The sequence below is a fragment of the Amedibacterium intestinale genome (assembly GCF_010537335.1).
In the GTDB taxonomy this organism is placed as follows: Bacteria; Bacillota_I; Bacilli_A; order Erysipelotrichales; family Erysipelotrichaceae; genus Amedibacterium; species Amedibacterium intestinale.
This window is the reverse complement of record NZ_AP019711.1, coordinates 550,983-574,487: the sequence shown is the minus strand read 5'-3', so window position 1 is coordinate 574,487 and position 23,505 is coordinate 550,983. Positions and strand designations below refer to the sequence as shown.

The 23,505-nt window shown below is 34.8% G+C and carries 23 protein-coding genes and 1 other annotated feature; of the genes, 4 read left to right on the top strand and 19 right to left on the bottom strand.

The window, feature by feature from the left end; genetic code table 11:
* Window positions 1-16: 16 nt before the first annotated feature.
* From nusA to A9CBEGH2_RS02880, 4 genes are all read right to left on the bottom strand, one after another.
* Window positions 17-1,648, bottom strand: coding sequence for a transcription termination factor NusA (gene nusA, locus A9CBEGH2_RS02895; RefSeq protein ID WP_163104238.1), 1,632 nt, complete (start codon window positions 1,646-1,648; stop codon window positions 17-19).
* A 17-nt stretch (window positions 1,649-1,665) separates the two neighbouring features.
* Window positions 1,666-2,133 carry a ribosome maturation factor RimP gene (locus tag A9CBEGH2_RS02890; RefSeq protein ID WP_118277850.1) on the bottom strand — a complete coding sequence of 156 codons (468 nt, stop codon included), beginning with the start codon at window positions 2,131-2,133 and terminating at the stop codon, window positions 1,666-1,668.
* A gap of 141 nt (window positions 2,134-2,274) precedes the next feature.
* Window positions 2,275-2,445, bottom strand: a complete 171-nt coding sequence (gene rpmF / locus A9CBEGH2_RS02885; RefSeq protein ID WP_115714721.1) for a 50S ribosomal protein L32 — start codon at window positions 2,443-2,445, stop codon at window positions 2,275-2,277.
* A gap of 15 nt (window positions 2,446-2,460) precedes the next feature.
* Complete coding sequence (locus A9CBEGH2_RS02880) at window positions 2,461-2,979, bottom strand: YceD family protein (RefSeq protein ID WP_434780970.1); 519 nt, start codon at window positions 2,977-2,979, stop codon at window positions 2,461-2,463.
* Between the two features lie 229 nt (window positions 2,980-3,208).
* Between A9CBEGH2_RS02880 and A9CBEGH2_RS02875 the strand changes: the two genes are divergently transcribed.
* Together A9CBEGH2_RS02875 and A9CBEGH2_RS02870 are read left to right on the top strand one after the other, a co-directional pair.
* Complete coding sequence (locus A9CBEGH2_RS02875) at window positions 3,209-4,300, top strand: tRNA(Met) cytidine acetate ligase (protein WP_118360911.1); 1,092 nt, start codon at window positions 3,209-3,211, stop codon at window positions 4,298-4,300.
* Window positions 4,297-4,869, top strand: coding sequence for a YdcF family protein (locus A9CBEGH2_RS02870; protein WP_118360909.1), 573 nt, complete (start codon window positions 4,297-4,299; stop codon window positions 4,867-4,869). Before A9CBEGH2_RS02875 ends, A9CBEGH2_RS02870 begins: the two co-directional genes overlap by 4 nt.
* Window positions 4,870-4,902: 33 nt before the next feature.
* On the opposite strand, the gene A9CBEGH2_RS02865 is transcribed toward A9CBEGH2_RS02870, so the two are convergent.
* From A9CBEGH2_RS02865 to A9CBEGH2_RS02845, 5 genes are all read right to left on the bottom strand, one after another.
* Complete coding sequence (locus tag A9CBEGH2_RS02865; RefSeq protein WP_115714716.1) at window positions 4,903-7,104, bottom strand: RelA/SpoT family protein; 2,202 nt, start codon at window positions 7,102-7,104, stop codon at window positions 4,903-4,905.
* A gap of 47 nt (window positions 7,105-7,151) precedes the next feature.
* A complete protein-coding gene (locus A9CBEGH2_RS02860) occupies window positions 7,152-7,667 on the bottom strand; it encodes an adenine phosphoribosyltransferase (protein ID WP_115714715.1) in 516 nt (171 codons plus the stop codon).
* Between the two features lie 58 nt (window positions 7,668-7,725).
* Window positions 7,726-9,333 carry a single-stranded-DNA-specific exonuclease RecJ gene (locus A9CBEGH2_RS02855; protein WP_163104236.1) on the bottom strand — a complete coding sequence of 536 codons (1,608 nt, stop codon included), beginning with the start codon at window positions 9,331-9,333 and terminating at the stop codon, window positions 7,726-7,728.
* Window positions 9,334-9,476: 143 nt separating this feature from the next.
* Entirely contained in the window at window positions 9,477-11,765 is a 2,289-nt protein-coding gene (gene secD / locus A9CBEGH2_RS02850; RefSeq protein WP_163104235.1) for a protein translocase subunit SecD, read from the bottom strand.
* Window positions 11,762-12,052, bottom strand: a complete 291-nt coding sequence (locus tag A9CBEGH2_RS02845; protein ID WP_115714712.1) for a post-transcriptional regulator — start codon at window positions 12,050-12,052, stop codon at window positions 11,762-11,764. The genes secD and A9CBEGH2_RS02845 overlap by 4 nt, the downstream gene beginning before the upstream one ends.
* Before the next feature lie 120 nt (window positions 12,053-12,172).
* On the opposite strand from A9CBEGH2_RS02845, the gene A9CBEGH2_RS02840 reads away from it, so the two are divergent.
* Complete coding sequence (locus tag A9CBEGH2_RS02840; protein WP_118277255.1) at window positions 12,173-13,474, top strand: oligosaccharide flippase family protein; 1,302 nt, start codon at window positions 12,173-12,175, stop codon at window positions 13,472-13,474.
* Here A9CBEGH2_RS02840 and A9CBEGH2_RS02835 read toward each other — a convergent pair.
* Window positions 13,455-14,111, bottom strand: coding sequence for a DUF421 domain-containing protein (locus A9CBEGH2_RS02835; RefSeq protein ID WP_118277254.1), 657 nt, complete (start codon window positions 14,109-14,111; stop codon window positions 13,455-13,457). The two genes, A9CBEGH2_RS02840 and A9CBEGH2_RS02835, sit on opposite strands and share 20 nt — an antisense overlap.
* 60 nt (window positions 14,112-14,171) lie before the next feature.
* Between A9CBEGH2_RS02835 and A9CBEGH2_RS02830 the strand changes: the two genes are divergently transcribed.
* Entirely contained in the window at window positions 14,172-14,522 is a 351-nt protein-coding gene (locus A9CBEGH2_RS02830; protein ID WP_118277253.1) for a DUF3792 domain-containing protein, read from the top strand.
* On the opposite strand, the gene ruvB is transcribed toward A9CBEGH2_RS02830, so the two are convergent.
* The 9 genes from ruvB to dnaE all read right to left on the bottom strand — a co-directional run bounded on the left by ruvB (window position 14,519) and on the right by dnaE (window position 23,453).
* Entirely contained in the window at window positions 14,519-15,532 is a 1,014-nt protein-coding gene (ruvB, locus tag A9CBEGH2_RS02825; RefSeq protein WP_118277252.1) for a Holliday junction branch migration DNA helicase RuvB, read from the bottom strand. The genes A9CBEGH2_RS02830 and ruvB overlap by 4 nt on opposite strands.
* Before the next feature lie 3 nt (window positions 15,533-15,535).
* The gene (gene ruvA / locus A9CBEGH2_RS02820) at window positions 15,536-16,117 is read right to left on the bottom strand and encodes a Holliday junction branch migration protein RuvA (RefSeq protein WP_115714707.1); all 582 of its coding nucleotides are present in this window, start codon (window positions 16,115-16,117) and stop codon (window positions 15,536-15,538) included.
* A 96-nt stretch (window positions 16,118-16,213) separates the two neighbouring features.
* Window positions 16,214-17,044, bottom strand: coding sequence for a Cof-type HAD-IIB family hydrolase (locus tag A9CBEGH2_RS02815; RefSeq protein ID WP_118277251.1), 831 nt, complete (start codon window positions 17,042-17,044; stop codon window positions 16,214-16,216).
* A 64-nt stretch (window positions 17,045-17,108) separates the two neighbouring features.
* Entirely contained in the window at window positions 17,109-17,861 is a 753-nt protein-coding gene (locus tag A9CBEGH2_RS02810; RefSeq protein WP_118277250.1) for an exodeoxyribonuclease III, read from the bottom strand.
* A 97-nt stretch (window positions 17,862-17,958) separates the two neighbouring features.
* Window positions 17,959-19,248 (bottom strand): GTPase ObgE, encoded by a 1,290-nt coding sequence (obgE, locus tag A9CBEGH2_RS02805; RefSeq protein WP_118277249.1) that lies wholly within the window; start codon window positions 19,246-19,248, stop codon window positions 17,959-17,961.
* 58 nt (window positions 19,249-19,306) lie between these two features.
* Entirely contained in the window at window positions 19,307-19,591 is a 285-nt protein-coding gene (gene rpmA / locus A9CBEGH2_RS02800; protein WP_115714703.1) for a 50S ribosomal protein L27, read from the bottom strand.
* A 2-nt stretch (window positions 19,592-19,593) separates the two neighbouring features.
* The gene (locus A9CBEGH2_RS02795; RefSeq protein WP_115714702.1) at window positions 19,594-19,908 is read right to left on the bottom strand and encodes a ribosomal-processing cysteine protease Prp; all 315 of its coding nucleotides are present in this window, start codon (window positions 19,906-19,908) and stop codon (window positions 19,594-19,596) included.
* A 5-nt stretch (window positions 19,909-19,913) separates the two neighbouring features.
* A complete protein-coding gene (rplU, locus tag A9CBEGH2_RS02790) occupies window positions 19,914-20,225 on the bottom strand; it encodes a 50S ribosomal protein L21 (RefSeq protein WP_115714701.1) in 312 nt (103 codons plus the stop codon).
* A 13-nt stretch (window positions 20,226-20,238) separates the two neighbouring features.
* Window positions 20,239-20,312: a sequence feature (ribosomal protein L21 leader region), on the bottom strand.
* A gap of 54 nt (window positions 20,313-20,366) precedes the next feature.
* Entirely contained in the window at window positions 20,367-23,453 is a 3,087-nt protein-coding gene (gene dnaE, locus A9CBEGH2_RS02785; RefSeq protein ID WP_118277248.1) for a DNA polymerase III subunit alpha, read from the bottom strand.
* Window positions 23,454-23,505: the final 52 nt, after the last annotated feature.

Sequence of the window (23,505 nt, the reverse complement as noted above, 5' to 3'; positions counted from 1 at the left end):
AATCTTCCCTCCTTACTTAGTTATCATAATACTCGTCATATTCATCAAAATCAATATCATCATGAATCCAATCATTTTCTTCTTCTTCCTGCTGTGCTCTTTCGATTTCTTCTAATTCTTCTTCGGAATAGATTGGTTTCATTTCATATTCTTTTTTACTTAAGTCAAACGTTGCCTTATGTGGTATTTCTTCTTCATGTTTCTTATATTTTGGTTTTGAAGGAGCTGCTTCTGTTTTTGTACTAGCATCCGCTAAAGACTCAAATTTTGATGTATATTCCTGTTTTTCTTTTACATTTAAACCTTGCTGACGCTGTTTCTCTTTCGCAATACGAGCCGCTTCTTCCAAATCATTTTCTACAGAAGTTTTTTCGTCTTCAACAGCAGTTTCTTCAACCACTTGTGTTTCAATTTCAACTGCTTCTTCCTCTTCTTCAGGAATATAGCTTTCCTCAAATACAACACCTGCATCATCAAGAGTTAGCGCTTCTTCTTCCTGCGCATTTTCAAAGATTTCCTGCTGTGCAAGAGCTTTTGCTTCTGCCTGTGCAGCTAGATATTCTTCACGCTGTTTAACCGCAATAGCTTTCCAGTCAATACCAGAAGCTTCCATATCACTTTCTGATTTGATATCTATTTTATTTCCAGTCAGCTTAACAGCCAAACGCGCATTTTTACCACGCTTTCCAATTGCTAAAGACAATTGGTTGTCTGGTACAACAACAAGCAATGCCCCTTTTCTTTCTTCACTAGGAATAACCGCTAATACTTCTGCAGGAGACAAGGAATTTTTAATCAATTCACTAACATCTTCACTCCATTCAAAGATATCAATTTTTTCACCATTTAATTCATCGATGATTGCCTGCACGCGACTACCTCTAGGTCCAATACAAGCACCAATAGGATCAATGTTTTCATTATGAGAATACACTGCCATTTTTGTACGTTCTCCAGCTTCACGTGCAATTGCCTTGATTTCAATGACTCCCTGATAAATTTCAGGAACCTCTTTTTCAAACAAACGTTTTACTAAAGTTGCATCTCCGCGAGAAACTAATACCTGCGCACCTTTTGTTTCTTTATTAACTTCAGTAATAACAACACGAATTCTTTCTCCCTCATGATAATGTTCATTTGGAATCTGCTGATTTTTCGGCATCAACGCCAATGTTTTTCCAATATTTACGATACAGAATTTTTCTTCAACAGATTCAATTGTACCAATTACCATTTCTTCTACTTTATCACAGTATTCTTCATATACAACCAGTTTTTCTGCTTCACGAATTTTCTGTTTCATAACATTCTTTGCCAAAATAACTGCTGCACGTCCAAGCTGTGTAATATCTACTTCTTCTTCAACAACACCATCAAGTTCTAAATCCTGGTTCACTTTCTTGGCATCTTCCAAAGAAATTTCAAGCTCGTCATCTTCCACTTTTTCAACGATACGACGCTGCTGATATACTTTAATATCTCCGTTTGCATCATTTACATCTACACGTACCAATGCATCTGGAATTTCAATATGTTTACGAAAAGCTTTTGCCAACGCTTCCTGCAACGCTTCCACAACAACATCTTTTGATAATTTACGATCACTTTCGATTGCCTGCATAGCGGCCATAAAATCTTTTAACTTCATGTTTCTAATCCTTTCTTCTATATTCTTACTGATAAGCGGATCAAAGAAATATTTTCTTTTTCAATCTCTGCTTTTTTCTTCACAGCTTTTGCCATATAGTTTATATAGACAATACCATTTTCATACGCTGTCAAATCCCCTTTAACCTCATCTAATCCATTTTTGGGATTTTTTAATTTTACATATACATATTCTCCAACAGCATGCTGAATTTCTTCATCACTGCGCAATTCTCTTTCTGCACCTGGAGAACACACTTCCAGGAAATACTCGCTTGCAATCAAATCTTCTTCATCTAGCTTTACGCTGATTTTTTCAGACATTTCTGCACATGTATCAATATCCATGCTGCCATCTTTTCTCATAATGGAAATCTGCAGAATACGATTTTTACCTTCTGTATGCCATTTGACATCATAAAGAAGAATATCTTCTTCTTGCAGAATAGGTGTAACAAGTTCTTTGATTTTTGTTAACTGATCCATAATCTTCTCCTTTTACATAAATGAAGGAGTGGGCATAACCCACTCCGATTGAAGTATCTGTAGATAATATAACATGTAACAAAAGAAAATTCAATGCTTTTCAAAAAAAACAGTGATGAAATATCACTGTTTTGAAAAAATCTATTTTTCTACGATTGTTCTACCGTTGTACTCACCACATTCACACATTTTGTGTGGAACCTTGTATTCACCGCAAGCTGGACATTTTACCAATGTTGGCGCAGCTAATTTATAGTGAGTTCTACGTTTTGCTTTTCTAGTTTTTGAATTACGTCTCTGCTGAACAGCCATGTTAGCACCTCCTACTTAATCTTCTACTTTGAATTCTTTCAACTTTGCTAAACGAGGATCTATATCTTTCTTTTCAGACTTCTTATAGTCTTCCTCTTTGACAACTTCCCAACCGTCACCTTTAGGATACTGTTTCAAGCCCTTTTTGACAACCTTCAAAGGGACTTCCATCAGTATCAATTGAAAGACTACCGGTAATAGTTCTACGACATCACCTTTTACTTCGTGTACATCTTCATCATCCACTTTATCAAAAGAGAACACTTCTAAAGATTTCGTGTGGAAATCATATTCTACATCCTCTAAGGTTATAGAACACGGCACTATCATCACGCCTTCAATATCCAGATCTGCAAATACGCGTTCACTGGCTGTATCGTAATGAACATTTCCTGATACCGTAACATCCTGCAATCCTCTGATTTGATTCATCTTCGCAAATATTTCAGGACCAAAATCAATTGTTTCATCAAAATAGATCGTACAGTTTTCAGCCTGTAATAATTGTGCTCTTGACCATTTCAAAAGAATCACCTCGTTGTCTGACCTATCTTATTATAAGGAAATCAGATGAGAAAGTCAATCTTTTTCTGTTTCCCATAACTAGGCTATATTATTAAAACATAAAATCCATAGGAAAGAAAGTTTTTTTTTACTTTTTTATTTCTTTTTTGTTTCTTTTGCCATTAACCTTTCCATTCCTTAGTATTCATATCCTTTTTTTGATAAAAACATGGTATACTGTTCAAAAAGGAGGTCAACTATGAAAATATGCGGTATTGTTACTGAATACAATCCATTTCATAACGGGCACTTATATCATATAAAAAAAGCAAAGGAAATCAGCAAATGCGATATCCTTATTGCCGTTATGTCCGGAAATTTTGTTCAAAGAGGAGAACCTGCTATTGCTGACAAATGGCTGCGTACAAAATACGCTTTAGAAAATGGCGTTGATATCGTAATAGAACTTCCCTATCCTTTTGCTCTTCAAAGTGCAGATGGCTTTGCTAAAGGCGCTATTCGTTCTTTACAGTTAGCAGGGGTAAATTGTATTGTGTTTGGAAGTGAAACAAACGACATCATAAAACTGCAAACAATCGCAAAAGAAGCTTTCCAGCCTAAAACAAAGGATTTTTCTATGGCGAAAAATTTCTCGATGACTTTCGACACTTTATCAAGCAATGATATTTTAGGCATCAGTTATCTAAAGGCATTGCAGAATACAAATATCATCCCCTATACTATAAAACGTACAAATCAATACCATGATACTGACTTAGCTCAAAGTATCGCAAGTGCTACTGCCATACGAAAAGGGGTATTTAACAATAAAGATATATCGCATGCCACTGTTATGGCTAATGAACTTAATAAGCAGCATGCTTTTTCTCTTTATTACCCTTTGATTCAAACACTGTTAACTACACTTTCACCATCCTATTTATCTACGATATTTTTAATGGATGAAGGTATTGAAAATTTATTTATAAAGAAAGCTGTACAATATGATACTTTAGATGATTTTATAGATAGCTGTACTTCTAAAAAATATACAAAAAGCAGAATCCAGCGTACCTTAATTCATTTAATGACGCAAACAACGAAAATGGAAATTGACAACCTTTCTAACTTAAACCATATACGTGTCCTTGGCTTTAATGAAAAAGGAAAGAAACACTTATCTTCTTTAAGAAAAAAAGATGTGCAAATTGCTTCCTGTTTTAAACAGGTTCCACAAGCTTTTAGACAGATAGAATTGCGTGCATGTCATGCATACGCTTATCCCTTAAATGGCTTAAACAGAAAAAAAGAGCTGTCTAAAGAAATGCAGCCCCCTATCTATATCCCATGATATTGGTTTTACTTTTACTTTTGATTTTGCTAAATATCTATCTGTTCCAGCAATTCCCTGCTCCCTCAAAACCCAAAGACACAAGCTTCTATGATGTTATTATTGTATTAGGCTGTCCCTGTAAGGCAGATGGTTCAATTTCTGTAATGCAAAGAGAAAGAATGGATAAGGCCATTTCACTTTATACCCAAAAGAAAGCACTTTATCTTATTGTAAGTGGAGGAAGTATACATAACAATCACAACGAAGCTTTATGCATGAAAAAATATGCACTTTCTAAAAACATAGAAGAACAGGTTATTATTACTGAAAACAAAGCCGCTAATACTTTTGAAAATTTAAAATTATGCAAGCAAATATGCATACAGCAGAATTTTCATAAAGTCTTGGTTATAACAAGTGATTTTCACATAAGAAGAAGTGCTTTTTTTGTAAGAAAATTTTTTAATGACTTTGATATGGATGCAGCAGACCATAAAAGTCCTTTTTCCTTGTATATGCAAGAATATTTTCGTCTATGGAATACATTGTATTATGAACAAAAATTAAAGAAGAAAAAACAGAGTTAACACTAACACTAAACTCTGTTTTTTTTATATTATTTATTGGATGATACGTTCAACAGTTCTAACGCTATTTATTTTCCTTAAATTCGCCATCAGTGATTGTAAATGTTCTGCATCCTGTACAATTACTGTTAATTTTGTAGTAGCTGATATTTTATCTTCCTCAACACCAGAATCAACATGCTGCAATCCCGCCTTGCATTGAGAAACAACTGTCACAATATCACTTAACAAGAAGTTTCGATCGGTTGACCTAACAACAAGTTTTACTTCATATGTTTTCTGCTCAATGTTTTCATCCCACTCTACATCAATTAAACGCTGTTTTTCATTCGCAATGTTCGGACAATCTTTACGATGCACTTTTACTCCCTGTCCTTGAGAAATATAGCCAACAACTTCATCACCAGGAACAGGAGAACAGCAGGCAGCCAAAGATATTTTCATAGAGTCAATACCAGCAACCTTAATACCACTGGAAGACACTTTCTTCTTACGATCCTGACGATTAAACATTTTTGCGAGTTCCTCATTATCTAGCGGAACCGCCGTCTTATGCTTAGCCAAACGATCAATTACAGCCGGCAGTGAAATTTGTTTAACACCAATCGCATACATTAAATCATCTACATTACTAAAACTTAATGTTTTCGCAATACTTTCTAATTTTTTCGTATCTGTGTAAGAAACAACGTCTAAATTCCTGCGTTTTAATTCTTCTGCTAAGATTTCTTCTCCTTTTTTTATATCCAAAGAGCGTCGCTCACTTTCCTGTTTCTGGAAAAAAGAGCGAATTTTATTTCTGGCATGCGCACTTTTTACAATTTTTATCCAGTCCTCACTTGGACCTGGAGATTGTTTGTTTGTACGAATACTAACAACATCACCCGTTTTTAAGATGGTATTTAAAGGAACTAATACTCCATTGATTGTAGCACCAACTGTGTGATGTCCTACTTCTGTATGTATTCGATAAGCAAAATCAATCGGTGTAGATCCATTTGGAAGAGCAATGACTTTTCCTTTCGGCGTCATAACATAAACATTCGCTTCAAAAATATCTTTTTGTAGAAGATTCATATATTCCATTGCATCATCATTGACTTCATCACTCATCACACTGAAATCTTTAAACCAATGCAGCTGTTCTTCTATTTCTTTTTGATGAACCTCTTTTCCACCATTGCTATTTTCTTTATAACGCCAATGAGCAGCAATCCCCTGCTCTGCAATTTCATCCATTGCCTCCGTTCGAATCTGCACTTCAAATATATTTCCATTATCTGCCACAATTGTCGTATGCAAAGATTGGTACATGTTCACTTTCGGCATTGCGATATAATCTTTAAAACGGCCTGGTATTGGACGATATTTAGCATGGATATATCCTAAAATCTCATAACAGGCAGTATCTGTATCCGTAACAATACGAATTGCAAGCAAGTCCAAGATTTCTTCAAATCTCTTGTTTTTTGTTTTCATTTTTTTATAGATGCTATACAAGTGCTTGCTTCTTCCAAAAATACGATACTTCATATGCTGTTCATCAAGAAGTTCACTAATTTCCTTGATCATATGCTGTACCTGTTCATCTCTTTCTGTTTTTCTTACCTCAACAAGACGAGCAATTTCATAGTATTTTTCCTTGTTTAGATATTGAAAACATAAATCTTCCAATTCATTTTTAATATCACTAATACCTAAGCGATGCGCAATAGGCGCATATACTTCTAATGTCTCATTTGCTATTTTCTTTTGCTTTTCCGGCCTCATATACTGCAATGTTCGCATATTATGCAGACGATCAGATAATTTAATCAAAATGACACGAACATCCTTTGCCATAGCTATGAATATTTTTCTATGGTTACTAGCGAGATATTCCTTCTCATCTTTGAATTTTAGAGCTCCGATTTTTGTCACAGACTCTACAAGCGAAGCTACTTCATCGCCAAATTTTTCTTTTACATCCTCTAAACAGACATCACAGTCTTCTACTACATCATGTAAAAGACCTGCCGCTATAGTTTTAGGTCCTGTACGAAGTGAAGACAGGATATAACCAACTTGAATTGCGTGAATAATATATGGTTCTCCACTTTTACGGTATTGTCCATCATGATTTTTTTCCGCAAAAAGATATGCACGAGTAATCAAGTCTATATTTTCATCTTTTTTAATATATTTTTTTACTTCCTGCATCATTTCATCAAATGTAACAACTTTTTTACTTACCATACTATCACCTACATTCAAGAAAAAGGGGAAATTCCCCCTTTTTTTTATTACTTATAAGACATGAGGGAAAAAACTTCATAATTTTTAAGAAGCTCTCTGCCTTTTAAATCTTCTAGTTCAATCAAAAAAGCACACCCAACTACTTCAGCCCCCATAGATTCAACGATCTGGATAGTGGCATTCACAGTTCCTCCAGTAGCCAGCAAGTCATCAATGATCAAAACTTTCTGCCCTTTTTTAATATCTCCTTTATGAATATGAAGCTCGTTGCTTCCATATTCCAAATCATAGCTCATACTAACCGTTTCTCTAGGAAGCTTTCCGGGTTTTCTTACTGGAATAAAACCAATTCCCATGCTGTAGGCAACCGGACATCCAAAAATAAAACCTCTAGACTCTGGTCCAACAATTACGTTAGCACCTACTTTTTTCGCAAAAGCAAGTATTTCATCGCAGGCAGACTTAAATACTTCTCCTTCTGCCATTAACGGTGTGATATCACGAAACAAAATTCCTTCTTTAGGAAAATCTACGACATCAGCAATATATTTTTTATAATCCATAAATTAGCCTCCTGTAAATATGTATCTATTATATCAAAAAAAACACAAAATTGCACTGTTAAAAAGCCTCCGCAACAAAAATATTAATTTTTTTTCTTCCCATAAAAGAATTTATGCGTAAATTTGCAATAAAAGAAAGAGAAGATGCTGATGAAAGATATTGAGCTTCTTTCTCACAGTTAAAATAGACGATATCTATCGCATCATTCAATACCCATTTTAAATGTTTGCCATTTCCCATTCTTTTAGGAGAAGTTACTTTTAAATTTTCAAGCAAAAATAAAGGCTCTTCAAATCCATTTCCAAAAGGAGCAAGCATAGATAAACTTTCCACTTCTTTTTGCGTTATTTCATTTTCCAATATAGGAATAACTTTGTAACATAGCTCATTTTCAAATGTGATACCTTCCATTTTTTTGTTCACATAATCTTGTACTTCTTGTTTTTTGTCAAAAGAAAAACCAATTCCTGCTGCAGATTTATGGCCTCCATAACTGCTCAATTCTTCTTTGCATCCATCAAAGAATGTTGTTAAATCGAGCAACCCCATACTTCGAATACTGCCTTTAAATCCATTCTCCGATTTTGCCGCAATCATGACAGGCTGATTTCTTTCCTGTGCAAGTTTGCCTGCTACCAAACCAACGATTCCTTCATGAAAAGAATCATGAAACAGCAATTGGAATGGATACTCATCATGAATAAGAGATTTCGCTGTTTCTACCATAGCATCGCTCATTTTTTTACGCTTTTCATTCAAATCCGTAATCTGATGGGATACTTTTTGTATTTCTTCATAATCCGTTAACAAAAGGTAACGCACCGCATTATTGGCATTTGCCATATCTGCTAAACGACCTATCACATTAAGTTTAGGTACGATCTGGTAGGCAATCAACACTTCATCCCATTGAGGATATCGATTTTTTGCCAGCATTTGTATTGGTTTACATACTCCTTGTTTTAAGTACTGTATTCCAAGTTTTACAATAGCACGCGTTTCTTTTCTAAGCTCCATAACATCCGCAATAGCTGCAACACACGCTAAAACTACATGTTCCTTTATTTCTGGAAGCAAAGCTCTTGAAATTTCTAACGCTACACCTGCTCCGCTTAAAGTGGAAAATGCATCTCCCATGTGAAAAGGATGAAGCAAATACAAACAATCTAGCTCCTCTTCCATCGCGTGATGATCAGTTATAATTACCTCAATTCCAAGTCTTTTAGCTTCTTTCAAAGCATCAAAAGCCTTCACTCCATTATCAACAGTAATCAATAGACGATATCCTTTTTCATAAGCCATATGTACAGTGTCCACATGAAGACCATACCCTTCCTTAAAACGATTTGGAATATAGAAGCCACATGTAACACCATACTTACGCAAAGCATCTACCAAAATAGCCGTAGAACAAATACCATCAGCGTCATAATCACCACAAACCAAAACTTTCTCTTTTTGTATTTTTGCCTGATATATTCTATCTGCCACTTCTTTCATGCCTTTCGCAGAAAATGGATCAGATAATTTGGGAATGCTTAAAAGCTCTTGAATCTCCTTATCTTCCATATCAGCTGCACTAAGCACCTTTGCGCAAAGATGACTAATTGGATAATGTTCCTTTATATAATTAGAATGTTCAGCATTCAACTTTTCAATCTTCATACTACCACCTTTACATATCTTATCATACTTTTTATTGAAAAAGTGATTTTATGCTCATATTAAAAGCACAAAAAAAGACCGAGTGACAAAGCATGCTTAAGCAACTTTGTCAACGGCCTAAAGTGAATTAAAGACACTCTTTCTTAAAAATCATTTAAACCAGGAACAATCATTTCCTCTTTTTCTTCTTTTTTGCGAGGTTTATGCTTCTTAGCTTTTTTAGGTTTTTCATGAACTCGAATCTGATACCATAACTGGGCAGCTATAAATAAAGATGATCCAGCACCTGCAAGCAATCCAATACATAGCGCAAGACAGAATGTAAAGATGGCGTTGCTTCCAAATCCTAACAAGCAAATAACTGGAAGAACTGTTGTAAAAGTTGAAAGAATGGAACGTGTTGCTGTATTTTGCAAAGCAACATTCACAATTTCACGATAAGTGACTGCATTTAGTGTTTCATGACGTCTTTCTTTTACCTGATCACGAATTCTATCAAATACAACAATGGAGTTATTAATAGAATAACCAATAATAGCAAGCATTACTGCAATTATTTCTGTATTAACTTCCAGACGGAAAATCGCACAGAATGCTAAAATGATAAATACATCATGCACCAATGCAACGATACCGCTAAGTGCATAATCCCATTTAAATCGAACAGAGATATAAATCATGACCCCGATCCACGCAAGAATAGAGATCAACACTGCATTTTGAACAAGCTCTTTCCCAATTACTGGCGTTACCGTATTTTCATTCACATCATGCTTATATGTCTTCTTCAATTCTGCTTTCACTGTATCCATTTTCTCAGTTTTAATAGCATCTTTTACAAACACTGTTGCATTTTGATTGTTTTCACCATTAATTTTAATACTGTTTGCCTGAATACCTAAGTCCTTTAACTGATTATTTAATGTGCTCTTATCAATTGGCGTATCACTTTGTACTGTTATTTTTGTACCACTGGTAAAATCAATACCAAAGTTGAAGATACCATTTCCTTTTACACCATTAAACGTCATGCAGCCAGCACCAATAACCAAAACAGCTAAAGAAGTAAAGATAAAGTATTTCGCTTTTCCTACAAAATCAAAACCTTTAAATCTTCCAAAATAGAAACGTTCCTGCCCCTTGGAAACATCTGGAATATTGCTCTCTTTTACACCAAACCAGCTGCGTTTATCGTCTAGCCATCCACTTTCTACCAGCTGTTTTAAAAGGAATTTTGCAATAAATACAATTAGCAATAAAGTTGTAATCGTAGAAACCATCAACATTGTCGCAAATCCTTTTACGGAACCTTTACCAAACTCAAACAAGATTAATGCAGAAATAAAGGTTGTAACTTGTGCATCAAAAATCGTAATAAATGATTTAGAACTTCCTTCATAAAAAGCCGTACGAACACTTCTTCCACTGTATAAAGCATCACGAATTCGCTCAAATGTAAGAATATTGGAGTCAACAGCCATACCAACCCCAAGAACTAAAGCTGCAATTCCTGAAAGTGTAAAGACTGCTCCCATAAGATTATATAAAACAAATACAACAAATACATATGCCGCAATCGTAACCGCACTGATCACACCTGGTAAACGATAATATAAAATCATAAACAGCATGATAAGTCCAATACCAACAGCACCCGCAAACATTGTCACAGAAAATGCATCTGTTCCATAATCAGCAGTTACACTGTCGCTGTATATTTCTGTCATTTTTACTGGAAGTGATCCAGAATTAATTAAATCACTTAACTCTTTTGCTTCTTCCTTTGTGAAATTCCCACTAATTTGTGCACTCGTACTATTAATTCCTTCCTGCACTCTTGCAGCAGAAATAAATTTTGGATTCTCTGCATTTGCTTCTTTTGCATAAGAATCTGTTTTTTCATCAAAATCCAGCCATGCGACCATTAAATTTTCACCTTCTGATTTTGACGCCACTTCTTTTGTTACTTCATAAAATTTCTTTTGATCAGCTAATTTCAAATTCACTAACGGATTTCCATATTCATCATAACCGACACTTGCGGAACCTTCTTTTAAAACACTGGCATCCATTAGCAGATTATCATTTACATCTCGAAATGTTAAATTTGCAGTAGATGAGATTACTCTTCTTGCCTGATCTGCATTCTTAACTCCTGCAAGCTGAACACGAATACGATTATTCCCCTCAACTGTTATTTCAGGTTCATTAACTCCTAAAACATCGACACGTTTATTTACTGATTCTGCTACAGCACTCATATCCGGCATATCTTTTCCTTCAAGAGGGCTTACTTCATAGAGGATTTCAAACCCTCCCTGTAAATCAAGACCCAGTTTCATACCATCTTTTACACTGCCGAAAGAAGCTGCAATAATCGCAAAAATAGTAACCACGGTAATTCCAAAAACGATAAAACGTGATTTTTTCATTGCTTGTCTCCTCCAAATAAATCATCAAAGTCATTGAGTTTCATTCTGGAACCCATAATAATTGCCTGGCTAGATAAAAAAGCAACTACTTCTCCAGCTGTTAAATGCATTATATCGTTTACAGCATCCTGCAAACTATCTGGTTTTCTAAGTTTCCATCGATCCATCAATGTACTTTCTACATGCTGATATGTCAAGGAAGATAACTGTGTACGTTGTAACTCATGTACTTTTAATGCTATCGCAAGTTTGATGTTTTTATCTTTTATTTCACTTTGCTGATACATAATTTCCTCCTCAATACCATGCTCATAATTTTACTACAATCATAAAGATTAGGCAACACGAAAAAAGTTACATAAACCTTTAAATATCATCATATCGTAGTAAAGATAGGAGGAAATTCTTTGAAACAATCACTTCTGCAATCTGCCTTTTTACTTATCATTTTCTCTGCAGCAGGAAAATTTTTATCTTTTTTTGTTAGAATTTTACTTGCCAGACAATTAAGCAGTGATGCCATGAACGCTTATACCTTAGCCACACCTACAATGTCTATATTAATAACGATGGCACAGCTGGGAATACCTGCCGCTTTATCAAAACTTACTGCACAAAGCAAAAATACTTATCCGCCTTTGCTTGCCAGTTTAATGATTATATGTATCAACACCCTTTTTCTAAGCATTTCCTTTTCTATTTTAGCTCCTTTTCTTGCAGACCATGTCATACAGCAACAAAACATTCTTTTAGTATTTCAATCCATTCTCCCCTTGCTTCCTTTAGTAAGCTTATCCGGAGCATTAAAAGGATATTTATATGGTATACAAAAACCTATACAGGCAGGGGCAACACAAATATGGGAAGAAACTGCCAGACTGTTATTCTTATATATTGCTTTTGCTTTATGTCCCCATCTCAACGCAATACACATGGCAAGCATTGCCATGCTGTCTATCAGCGTTGGAGAAGCTGCCAGCTGCTTCTACATGATTCTATCTCTGCATATATCTTTTAAAAAAATCACAAAAGCTTCACACCTGATAAAACAATTAAAAAAAAGCGAATTCACTTCTGTTTTAGCAATTTCACTACCTATGACATGCAGTCGCCTGATAGGTTCTTTATGCAGTTTTTTAGAGCCCATGGTTATGTTATTTAATAAAAACAAAGCACAAATTCAGCAGATGATTCAAACCTATGGTCAAATAAATGGATACTTGCTTCCAATTTTAACCATGCCTGCTTTCCTTACGATTACTTTAAGCAATCTTTTACTTCCTTCCTTTACGTATCACTATTCACGTCATAACTATAAACGCGCCAAAACACTTTTTCTAACCATTTCCTTGTGCTGCTTTTTTGTTGGAATTTTATGCAGCAGCATTTGCTTTTTTTATCCAGAGCAGCTTTTACGATTATTTTATCATAACGAGACTGGTGCAGACGCGTTAAAACTCTTATCAATTCCTTTTGCTTTTTATTCTCTTCAACCCTGCTTAAGCAGCCTGCTGCACGCTTTATCCTTAAGTAAAAAAAGCGTATTTGATACCTTTGCAGGATGTCTAATACGTCTTTTCATCATTGGCTTTTGTTCCTGTATATTTCAAGAAAACGCATTATATTTAGGTTTGTGTGCAGGCATGCTTGTCACTACGTGCATGCATGCAATTCGTGTATGTATTGCCTTTAAGAGGATGAATTCTTAAATTCTCTTTTAATCACATACATGCCACTTTTCTGCCAAAGACACAAAAACACCTCTTCTATACCATTTACCCCCTCTTTTTGAAGTTCTTTTTTTAACCATTCTTCATCTTTTTCAATCTCTATTAAAGCTTCTTTATTTATTTTTCCATCACTGATTAGTGGATCAGGATGTCTTACCTTGCATGTTTTTTTAGGAAGAACGCTCAAATTTCCATTATTCTCTAAAATAGCAAATGCCACTTCTTCCGGACTGCACAAATCTTTATCTCGTATCTGCGACATTAAATCATCAATGCTGTATCTTTCTTTTTTCATGGTTTTTTGATTAATTTGTCCATCATGAATGATAATAACTGCTTTCCCATCAAAAATATCACGCAGTTTTTTGCTTTTCAGTAAAATCACAGAAATAATAATTTGCAGAAAAGCAAGCGTAAAAATCGGTACTAATGATTTAAATACGCTTTCCTTAGGATTGCTTATTGACAAAGCCAATAGTTCACTCATAACTAGATAAATAACGATATCAAATACAGACAGTTCACCCACTTCCCTTTTTCCCATGATACGCAAAGCAATTATAATAACCATATAAAATAGAAAACATTTAAAAATTAGTGTAATATATGCAGCCATTTTCATTTCCTCCTTGCATACCCATACAACTATCGTCATAAACTACAACGAGGTGAATGTATGAATATAAAATTACAAACTTATGTAGAAAGCTTTGCCATGCTTGTTGTTTTAACACTCTTATTTTCTCTTATATTTTCTGCTTTATACTATTTTCAATGGATTTCTTATTCAACTTTTCACTTATTGAATATCACTTCTGCTTATCTTATTTATGGATGCTGTGGTTTATGGCTTGGAAAACATATAAAAAAGAAAGTACTCCTTCACATCTTTGGAATACTTCTTCCTATAGGAATATTATCTTTCTTATTATGGGATAAACAAATCACATCTATGTTGCTCATAACAGGTAAATTAATTGTATTTCTTTTATGTGCATGTGCTATTTTCTTAAGAAAAAAGGACTAATCCATTTTGAATAGTCCTTCATTTACATCATAGCCTAAATGACGATATGCTTTTTCTGTAACAATTCTTCCTCTAGGTGTGCGATTGATAAAACCAATTTGAAGAAGATATGGTTCATACACATCTTCTAATGTCATCGCTTCTTCTCCTATACTGCTAGCTAATGCTTCTAAACCAACAGGTCCACCTTTAAAGCGCTCAATAATACCTTTTAGATATTTATGATCAACATTATCTAGACCCAAATGATCTACTTTAAGCTTATCTAGTGCCATAGAGGCAATCTCTTTGGATATAAATCCATCGTTCATAACCTGCGCAAAATCACGTACACGACGAAACAAACGATTTGCTATACGCGGAGTTCCTCTAGAGCGCAAAGCAATTTCAAGTACTGCTTCATCATCAATTCCAGTATCCATGACACGTGCGGTACGTGTGATAATTTGCTGAAGTTCCTGCATAGAATAAAACTCAAGCTGAGAAACGATTCCAAAACGATCGCGTAAAGGTGCCGTTAAATCCCCTGCACGTGTTGTTGCCCCTACAAGTGTAAAAGGAGGAAGATCTAGACGAATGGAACGTGTTGTTCCTGCATCTTTTCCTACCACGATATCAATGCAGTAATCTTCCATTGCCGGATATAAAATCTCCTCCACCTGTTTTGGAAGACGATGAATTTCATCAATAAACAAAACATCTCCTGCTTCCAAAGTAGACAAAATCGCCGCAAGATCTCCGCTTTTTTCAATACTTGGGCCACTAGTAGTACGAATTTTTCCACCCATTTCATTCGCAAGAATATACGAAAGTGTTGTCTTTCCAAGTCCTGGAGGACCATATAAAAGCACATGATCAAGTGCTTCATTACGCTGCTTGGCAGCTTCAATAAAAACTGATAAGTTTTCTTTTAACTGGGATTGTCCAATATATTCTTTTAATGACTGCGGACGAAGAGTATCTTCTTCATCCTGAATTTGAGAAGTATTTGCTAGTAAACGTTCCTCCACACCTTATACCCCCTTTCTTTTTGCCAGTGAAGTTAATGCCAAACGAATATACTGATCACATGTTTTTCCTTCTTCCAGCGCAAGTTCTTTACGAATATCATTGATTTCCGCATTGCGATAACCAAGTGCTTTTAAAGCTTCCATCGCTTCCATCAGTTCTTTATTTTCATGACTTTCGATTTCAACACTTTCCTCTACCAGTTTGCCTTTTAAATCCAATACGATTTGACTTGCTGTTTTAGCCCCTATACCAGGCAAAGCTTTCAATGTTTTCACATCGTTATTTTCAATAGCAGAAATCATATCCTTTGCAGGACATACAGCAAGCATACCTAACGCTGTTTTAGGGCCTACACCTTTTACACTGATAAGCTGTAAAAAAAGGTCATGTTCTTCTACCGTAGGAAAACCAAATAAAGTTATCGCGTCTTCTCGAACATGCTGATATGTATAAAGCGTTACTTCTTTATTTAAAGAAACAGTTTGTGGATTGGATATATAAATACGATATCCAATACCGTTATTTTCAATAATAAGAGAATCTTTATTATAACTATGAATAATTCCTTTAATAAATGCTATCATCAATAATCACCTGCTCTATTTTATCATGCCTCATAAAGAAAAACCACCTCTATACATGTTTCAAGAAAATTCTTATTAAAACTCTTCATAATATTTCTAATACCATCCATATGGTTTTAAGTAATGTTCTTCTATAAAATAAGCCAAACCATCTTCATCATTACTTTTTTCTGTAATAAAATCTGCAATTGCTTTTGTATCATCACTTCCATTGCACATACATACACCAGTTCCACTAATTGCAATCATATCATTATCATTGGTAGTATCTCCAAAAGCAGCAACATCCTCCAAAGCAATATTATTCATTTCACAAAGTTTTTGCAATGCAAAACCTTTGGAGACTCTTCGATCTGCGAATTCCATTAATGTGGTCTGCGTTTTAAATCCTTTATAGTAAGGAGAAGGATGTTTTTCAATGTACTTTTCGATTTCAGGCATAATTTCTTCTTTTACACGAAACATGATCTTGGCATTTTCTTCTGCATACATTTCTTCAACATCTTTCATTACAACAATTTCTTTATCACTGGATGTTGCTGAATGATGCATCATTTCATCGTCTTTACGACACAGCAGATACCCATGATGATAAATAAAATAATTTGATTCAAAAGAAGACATTAAGTCAATGATTTCCTTGATCCACTCTTTTTTCAATTTAAAATAGCTATATTCTTTTTGATGAAGATTATCCCAAACTTCAGAACCATTCATACCAATCAAAAAGTCAAAATCATATTGTAATCCCCATTTTTTTGCGTTTTTAGACAGCTCATCCAACGGTCTTCCTGAAGCAATCCCCAAATACACACCATGTGCATGCAAACAGTCTAAAATTTCTTTGGTTTTCTTTGTAAGATTTCTTTTAGAATCAACTAATGTACTGTCAATATCCGCAATTACAAGACGAATTTTATTATGCATACCCTTTCCTCCTGTTTTCTTTATTAAAAGCATTATATCATGAAAAAAGCTGTCCGAAAACAGCTTATAATTCAATATCCAGCACAACAGGACAATGATCACTTCCAAAAACATCATTTAAGATTTGTGCATCTTTAACTTTCTCTTTCAAACAATCTGATACCAGCCAGTAATCAATACGCCACCCTGCGTTTCGTTCTCTGGCCTTAAAGCGATAACTCCACCAGGAATATTTTACTTCTTCTGGATATAGATAACGAAATGTATCTACAAATCCTTCTTTTAAGGTTTCTTTAAAGCTATTACGTTCTTCATCTGTAAAACCAGCATTTTTACGATTTGCTTTTGGATTTTTAATATCAATTTCTTCATTGGCAACATTCAAATCTCCGCAAATTAAGACTGGTTTTGCTTTTTCTAAACCTTTAACAAATGCACGAAACACTTTATCCCATTCCATACGATAATCCAATCGTTTTAACCCATCACCAGAGTTTGGCGTATATACTGTTACCATATAAAAATGATCAAACTCTAGTGTAATGACACGTCCTTCCTGATCGTGTTCTTCAATCCCAATACCATAAGAAACAGATATGGGTTCTTTTTTTGTAAACACCATCGTTCCGCTATAACCTTTTTTTACAGCACTATTCATGTACTGATAATATCCTTCAGAAATGATTTCTGCCTGTCCCGGCTGCATTTTTGTTTCCTGTAAACAAAAAATATCCGCATCTATTTCTTTAAAAGAATCATAAAATCCTTTTGTAATACAAGCACGAAGTCCATTGACATTCCATGATACAAGTTTCATAAATATCCAACCTTTCTTAGATTTCTTATGCTTATCATAACGGATTTTATTGAAAAAAGAAAGATAAATGCCTAAAAGAAAAGAACTCAAAAGAGTCCTATTCCATAAATTCAAATTCTATGTTGCAGATAACAACGGTATCTCCATCTTGACAACCTGCATCACGAAGTGCCTGATCAATTCCCATTTTACGCATTTTTCTTGCGAAACGCATGAAATCTTCTTCATTATCTAATTTACTCATTTTGAAAGAACGTTCTAATTCTTCACCAACTAAATGCCATTCGCCATTGCCCATATTCTGAATTTCGAAAGCAGGTTTTTCTGGTTCAAATTTATATAGAACACCTTCCGCATTTGCATCAACTTCCTCATCGTTAAACAATGGGAACTGTGGTGTTGTTTCCAATAAATCTGCTGCACGATATAATACAGGATCCAACCCTTCCGCAATAATCGTTGTAGTTTCAAAGACTTCTACATCCGGATAAGCTTCCTTAAAGCGTTTTAAGTTTTCCTGTGCCGGTTCTAAATCCATTTTATTTGCTAAAACGATTTGTGGTCGTTCCATCAAACGATATTCATAGCTGGAAAGTTCCTCGTTGATAATACGATAATCTTCAACAGGATCTCTTCCATCATTACTTCCCATATCTACCACATGAATGATAACACGACAACGTTCAATATGACGAAGGAATTGATGTCCTAAGCCCTTCCCCTCACTTGCTCCTTCAATAAGTCCTGGAAGATCTGCCATAACAAAACTTCTTCCATCTGGTACCTGAACCATACCTAAATTAGGTGCAATCGTCGTAAAGTGATATTCTGCAATCTCTGGTTTTGCTTTTGATACAACGGATAATAATGTTGACTTACCAACAGATGGAAAACCTACAAGACCTACATCTGCTAAAACCTTTAATTCTACTTGAATATCAAATTCTTCACCAGGAGCACCTAATTCACTATATTGCGGTGCTGTATTTTTACTAGAACGGAAATGAAAATTTCCTCTACCCTTTTTACCTCCACGCGCAATGATTTCTTTTTGCCCTTTTCGAGTTAAATCGGCAATAATTCTACCTGTTTTTAAATCTTTCACAAGAGTACCAAGCGGTACTTTTACAACACAGTCAGCACCTCTTGCCCCATGCATTTTCTTTGGCTTTCCTTTTCCCCCTGCTTCTGCACAAATTTTTTGATTATAACGAAGATCAAGCAATGTTGTTTTTCCTTCATCTACCATAAAGACAACATTACCGCCATCTCCACCATCGCCTCCGCTGGGACCACCAAAAGCAACATATTTCTCACGACGAAACGCTACGATACCATCTCCGCCTTTACCAGCTTTAACATGAACTTTAACACGATCTACAAACATCTTGACACCTCCTATCTTTTATAAAACAAAAGAAAATCCCCTATCCGGGGATTTTTTACTAAGCCTGTGGGTAAACAGATACTTTTTTCTTATCTTTACCTAAACGCTCGAATTTAACGATTCCATTTACTTTTGCAAACAATGTATCGTCTCCACCTTTACCTACATTTGTTCCCGGGTGAATTTTAGTTCCGCGCTGACGGTAAATGATAGAACCTGCGTGGCAGTACTGTCCATCAGCTAGTTTTGCACCAAGACGTTTTGATTCGGAGTCACGACCGTTCTTAGTAGAACCTACCCCTTTCTTAGATGCAAACAACTGAATATCTAATACGAATTTCATACTCACACCTCCTGATCATTTATTGTAATATATGAGCTGTAACTTTCCTGCAGAGTCTTTAACTGAACTAACATTCCTTCCAAAAGAAGTAAAGTCTTTTCATTACTCTGCTTTGTTTTAATTTCTACATATGCTTCTTTCAATTGAAAGATACATGTTTCAGGAACTAGCAGATCCAACGCGTTCATCATACCAACAGAAATAGAACTCACTCCTGCACAAACAAGATCTTGTCCTGCATCCGCATATCCAGCATGATCGAATATCTTAATAGTAACGATTTCTTTATGACTGCGTTCAACCTTTACCTTTACCATAAAAATTAAGCCTCGATAGATTCGATAGTTAATTTAGTGTATGGCTGACGGTGTCCCTGTTTACGGTGAGAGCTACCTTTTTTCGCTTTGTATTTGTAAACGATGATTTTTTTAGCTTTCCCCTGTTTTTCAACTTTAGCGTTTACTTTAACACCTTTTACATATGGAGTACCTACGCGAAGTGAACGGTTGCAGTAAGCTACTACTTTATCAAATACTACTGTTTCTCCTTCAGCTACATCCAATTTTTCTACGAAGATTGTAGAACCTTCTTCAACACGGATCTGTTTTCCTCCAGTTTCAATAATTGCGTACATGAATCGCACCTCCTTCATTTTTAAGACTCGCCAAGCAAGGTGATGTTTCCATACTTTAAACCTTTGTTTGTGCGGTTGTAAATCCAAAAGAGGACATACAACACCATTATGTTAACATAAAGATTTTTTTAATGCAACATTTTATGGATTAATATTTTCTTCTTTTTCTATTTTGGTAATTTTTTTAACTAAACAAGAACCTTCCTTTTCAATTTTTCCTTCTACATATAAATAATTCCCTTTCATTAAATCTTTTTGATGAACTGCGTAAATATCAGGCATGCATACCAGATCAAACTTCATTGTTTCATCTGCTGCTACCACAAACAACATTAAATCTCCTCGTTTTGTGCGATGCTGACGTGTTCGTTCAATAACACATATAAATGCTGCATATCCACGATATGTTTGTAAAGATGCAAATGTTCTTAAATTAGGGTTTATGCGCTCACGCAGCATAGAAATCGGGTGTGCAGACAGATAAAAACCTAATACTTCCTTTTCTTTCTCCAGCTTCCATGCATTATTTTCTTTCAAAGAAGTTGTTGCCGGCTTACTTACAATTGTAAAATCAAACAACATTTGATCTTCATCTTCTATTTTTACCAAATCACCATAACGTATAGCATCGTCTAAAGAAGCAGACAAAGATGTACGATTCATATGAAATTCATCAAGAGCACCCGCCCATATCAAAAGTTCTATCGTTTTCTTTCCAATTTTATTACCGCACATTCGAGCTGTAAAATCAAAGAAATCTTTAAATTCTCCTCTTTTTTCTCTTTCTTTTAAAATTTGTGTACTAACAGCGCTGCCTATTCCTTTGATTCCCTGTAATGGAAAACGCAAGCAATTTTGTTCTATTTCATATAAAGAACTACTTTTATTTACAGAAGGAGGCAATACAGTTAGTTTTCTTTTCTTTGCTTCAAAAATATATTCACTTGTTTTTATTTCTGAACCAATCACACTATTTAATAAAGAACGAAAGAAATACTGTGGTGCATTTGCTTTTAAATATGCCATTTGATATGCAATCATACCATAAGCAACAGAGTGAGAACGATTAAATCCATAATTAGCAAATTTCATGATCAATTCGTATACGTGCTCCGCAAGTGTTTTTTCATACCCTTTTTTAATAGATCCTTCCACAAACTCTTTTCGAAAACTCTGCAGCTGATCTCCTTTTTTCTTGCTAATGGCTTTTCTAAGATTATCCGCTTTTCCTAAAGAAAAACCTGCCATGCGTTGTGCAATCTGCATGATTTGTTCCTGATAAATCATGATTCCATATGTATTTTCAAGAATATCTTTAAAATCAGGATGTATATAGTCAATCGTGTCCGGATGTTCTCTTCTTTTTAAGTATTCTGGTATATTTTCCATAGGTCCTGGCCTGAACAAGGCAATCGTTGTAACAATATCCTCAAAGTTTCTAGGCTTTATTTTACGTATAAGACTTTTCATTCCTTCACTTTCTAACTGAAACACCCCCATTGTATCTACCGATTGAATAAGATCAAATGTTTTCTTATCATTTAGAGGTATTTTCATAATATCAATTGCATGTCCATTTTTATGCAGCTGAGAAACTATTTCATCAATAATCGTTAAATTTCTAAGTCCTAAAAAATCCATTTTAATAAGACCTAATTCTTCCATATATTCCATGGTAAACTGTGTAGCACAAATCCCTTCATCCACATCAATCAAAGGACATACTTCTTCTATTTGTTCACGACTTAAAATAATACCTGCAGCATGTAAGGAAGAGTGTCTTGGAAGTCCCTCTAAACGCTGGCTTATAGCAAATAGTTTCTTTAAGGTTTCAGAGGAGTTTATCATTTGTTTAAAGCGAGGCTCATCATCATATGCATCCTGTAAAGTAACTTTTAATTTGTTTGGCACCAAACGACACAAAGAATCAATTTGCCTTATCGGTACCATCATTGCTTTCCCTACATCTCTTAACACCTGCTTTGCCCCTAACGTATTAAAGGTAATGATATGTGCTACATGATGTTTTCCATAAAGTTCATATACATATTGAATGACCTCTTCTCTTCGATCATCTGGAAAATCGGTATCAATATCCGGCATAGATACACGTTCCGGATTCAAAAAGCGTTCAAAAAGCAAGTGATATCGAATAGGATCTGCATGTGTAATTCCCAAACAATAAGATACTAGAGATCCTGCTGCACTTCCTCGTCCAGGTCCAATATAAATGTTTTTTGTTTTCGCAAAGCGTATAAAATCCCACACGATTAAAAAGTAATCCGCAAATCCCATACGTATAATAATATCCAACTCATAAGAAAGTCGCTTTTGATAAACTTGCGGGATTTGTTTAAATCCCATACGCTTTTCTAACCCCTTGTGACAAAGATTTTTCAAAAATTCATCACTGCTCACACCATAGCGGTTTTTAAATTTAGGGAGCTGTGCTTTTGGAAAGGACATTGTAACATTGCACATATTTGAAATCATATTGCTCATCATAAGATCATCAGAATCATACAATTGTTCCATTTCTTCCTGAGATCGAAAATAACGTCTTGGACTATAGTTTAACATTTTATCTTCTAAAGATACCCCTTGTTTAATTGCACATAATGTTTTAAAAATAAGATCATCCTGTGCATCCGCAGTATAAATCCGAGACAATGCTACTGTCTTTATTTCCATACTTTTACAAAGGCGTTTTAATTGTACATTTTTTTGTTTTAAAAGTGGGCTGTCATTTCTAGCTATAGAAACATAAAAATCTGAAAAATAAGAGTTACATTGAGCTAAAAATAATTTCATTTCCTCCCAGTCTTCTTTCAACAGCATGGTTTCCATTTTATTTTGATCACCATTTGTTATAACAACACAATGTTTTGTATATAACATTAATTCTTCCAAAGACAAAGAAACATGCTGTTCTGTATTTAGAAGCGTTGATAATTTCATTAAACTCTTGTAACCATCATCATTTTTTGCCAGCAATACAAAGCCAAAAAGATTTTCTCCTTCTACAACATCTACTTCCATACCCAAAATAGGTTTTATTGCTGCTTCTTTACAGGCATGATAAAACTGCATGGCACCGTGCAGAACTTGCTTATCCGTTAAAGCAACTGCTTTATATCCATGTTTTTTTGCACATTCTACAATTTGAGGAATCGTTAATGTGCTTTGTAATAGTGTATAAGAACTTCGAACATGCAAGGCCACACTCATAAAGCCACCTCCACCTTTTTTTATATTTTACCATATGTTGCTTTATTTTAAT

Excerpts from the sequence above, each read along its gene's own strand:
- nusA (WP_163104238.1), bottom strand. The coding sequence starts at position 1,648 with ATGAAGTTAAAAGATTTTATGGCCGCTATGCAGGCAATCGAAAGTGAT.
- A9CBEGH2_RS02890 (WP_118277850.1), bottom strand. The coding sequence starts at position 2,133 with ATGGATCAGTTAACAAAAATCAAAGAACTTGTTACACCTATTCTGCAA.
- rpmF (WP_115714721.1), bottom strand. The coding sequence starts at position 2,445 with ATGGCTGTTCAGCAGAGACGTAATTCAAAAACTAGAAAAGCAAAACGT.
- A9CBEGH2_RS02875 (WP_118360911.1), top strand. The coding sequence starts at position 3,209 with ATGAAAATATGCGGTATTGTTACTGAATACAATCCATTTCATAACGGG.
- A9CBEGH2_RS02870 (WP_118360909.1), top strand. The coding sequence starts at position 4,297 with ATGATATTGGTTTTACTTTTACTTTTGATTTTGCTAAATATCTATCTG.
- A9CBEGH2_RS02865 (WP_115714716.1), bottom strand. The coding sequence starts at position 7,104 with ATGGTAAGTAAAAAAGTTGTTACATTTGATGAAATGATGCAGGAAGTA.
- A9CBEGH2_RS02860 (WP_115714715.1), bottom strand. The coding sequence starts at position 7,667 with ATGGATTATAAAAAATATATTGCTGATGTCGTAGATTTTCCTAAAGAA.
- A9CBEGH2_RS02855 (WP_163104236.1), bottom strand. The coding sequence starts at position 9,333 with ATGAAGATTGAAAAGTTGAATGCTGAACATTCTAATTATATAAAGGAA.
- secD (WP_163104235.1), bottom strand. The coding sequence starts at position 11,765 with ATGAAAAAATCACGTTTTATCGTTTTTGGAATTACCGTGGTTACTATT.
- A9CBEGH2_RS02845 (WP_115714712.1), bottom strand. The coding sequence starts at position 12,052 with ATGTATCAGCAAAGTGAAATAAAAGATAAAAACATCAAACTTGCGATA.
- A9CBEGH2_RS02835 (WP_118277254.1), bottom strand. The coding sequence starts at position 14,111 with ATGGCTGCATATATTACACTAATTTTTAAATGTTTTCTATTTTATATG.
- A9CBEGH2_RS02830 (WP_118277253.1), top strand. The coding sequence starts at position 14,172 with ATGAATATAAAATTACAAACTTATGTAGAAAGCTTTGCCATGCTTGTT.
- ruvA (WP_115714707.1), bottom strand. The coding sequence starts at position 16,117 with ATGATAGCATTTATTAAAGGAATTATTCATAGTTATAATAAAGATTCT.
- A9CBEGH2_RS02815 (WP_118277251.1), bottom strand. The coding sequence starts at position 17,044 with ATGCATAATAAAATTCGTCTTGTAATTGCGGATATTGACAGTACATTA.
- A9CBEGH2_RS02810 (WP_118277250.1), bottom strand. The coding sequence starts at position 17,861 with ATGAAACTTGTATCATGGAATGTCAATGGACTTCGTGCTTGTATTACA.
- obgE (WP_118277249.1), bottom strand. The coding sequence starts at position 19,248 with ATGTTTGTAGATCGTGTTAAAGTTCATGTTAAAGCTGGTAAAGGCGGA.
- rpmA (WP_115714703.1), bottom strand. The coding sequence starts at position 19,591 with ATGAAATTCGTATTAGATATTCAGTTGTTTGCATCTAAGAAAGGGGTA.
- A9CBEGH2_RS02795 (WP_115714702.1), bottom strand. The coding sequence starts at position 19,908 with ATGGTAAAGGTAAAGGTTGAACGCAGTCATAAAGAAATCGTTACTATT.
- rplU (WP_115714701.1), bottom strand. The coding sequence starts at position 20,225 with ATGTACGCAATTATTGAAACTGGAGGAAAACAGATCCGTGTTGAAGAA.
- dnaE (WP_118277248.1), bottom strand. The coding sequence starts at position 23,453 with ATGAGTGTGGCCTTGCATGTTCGAAGTTCTTATACACTATTACAAAGC.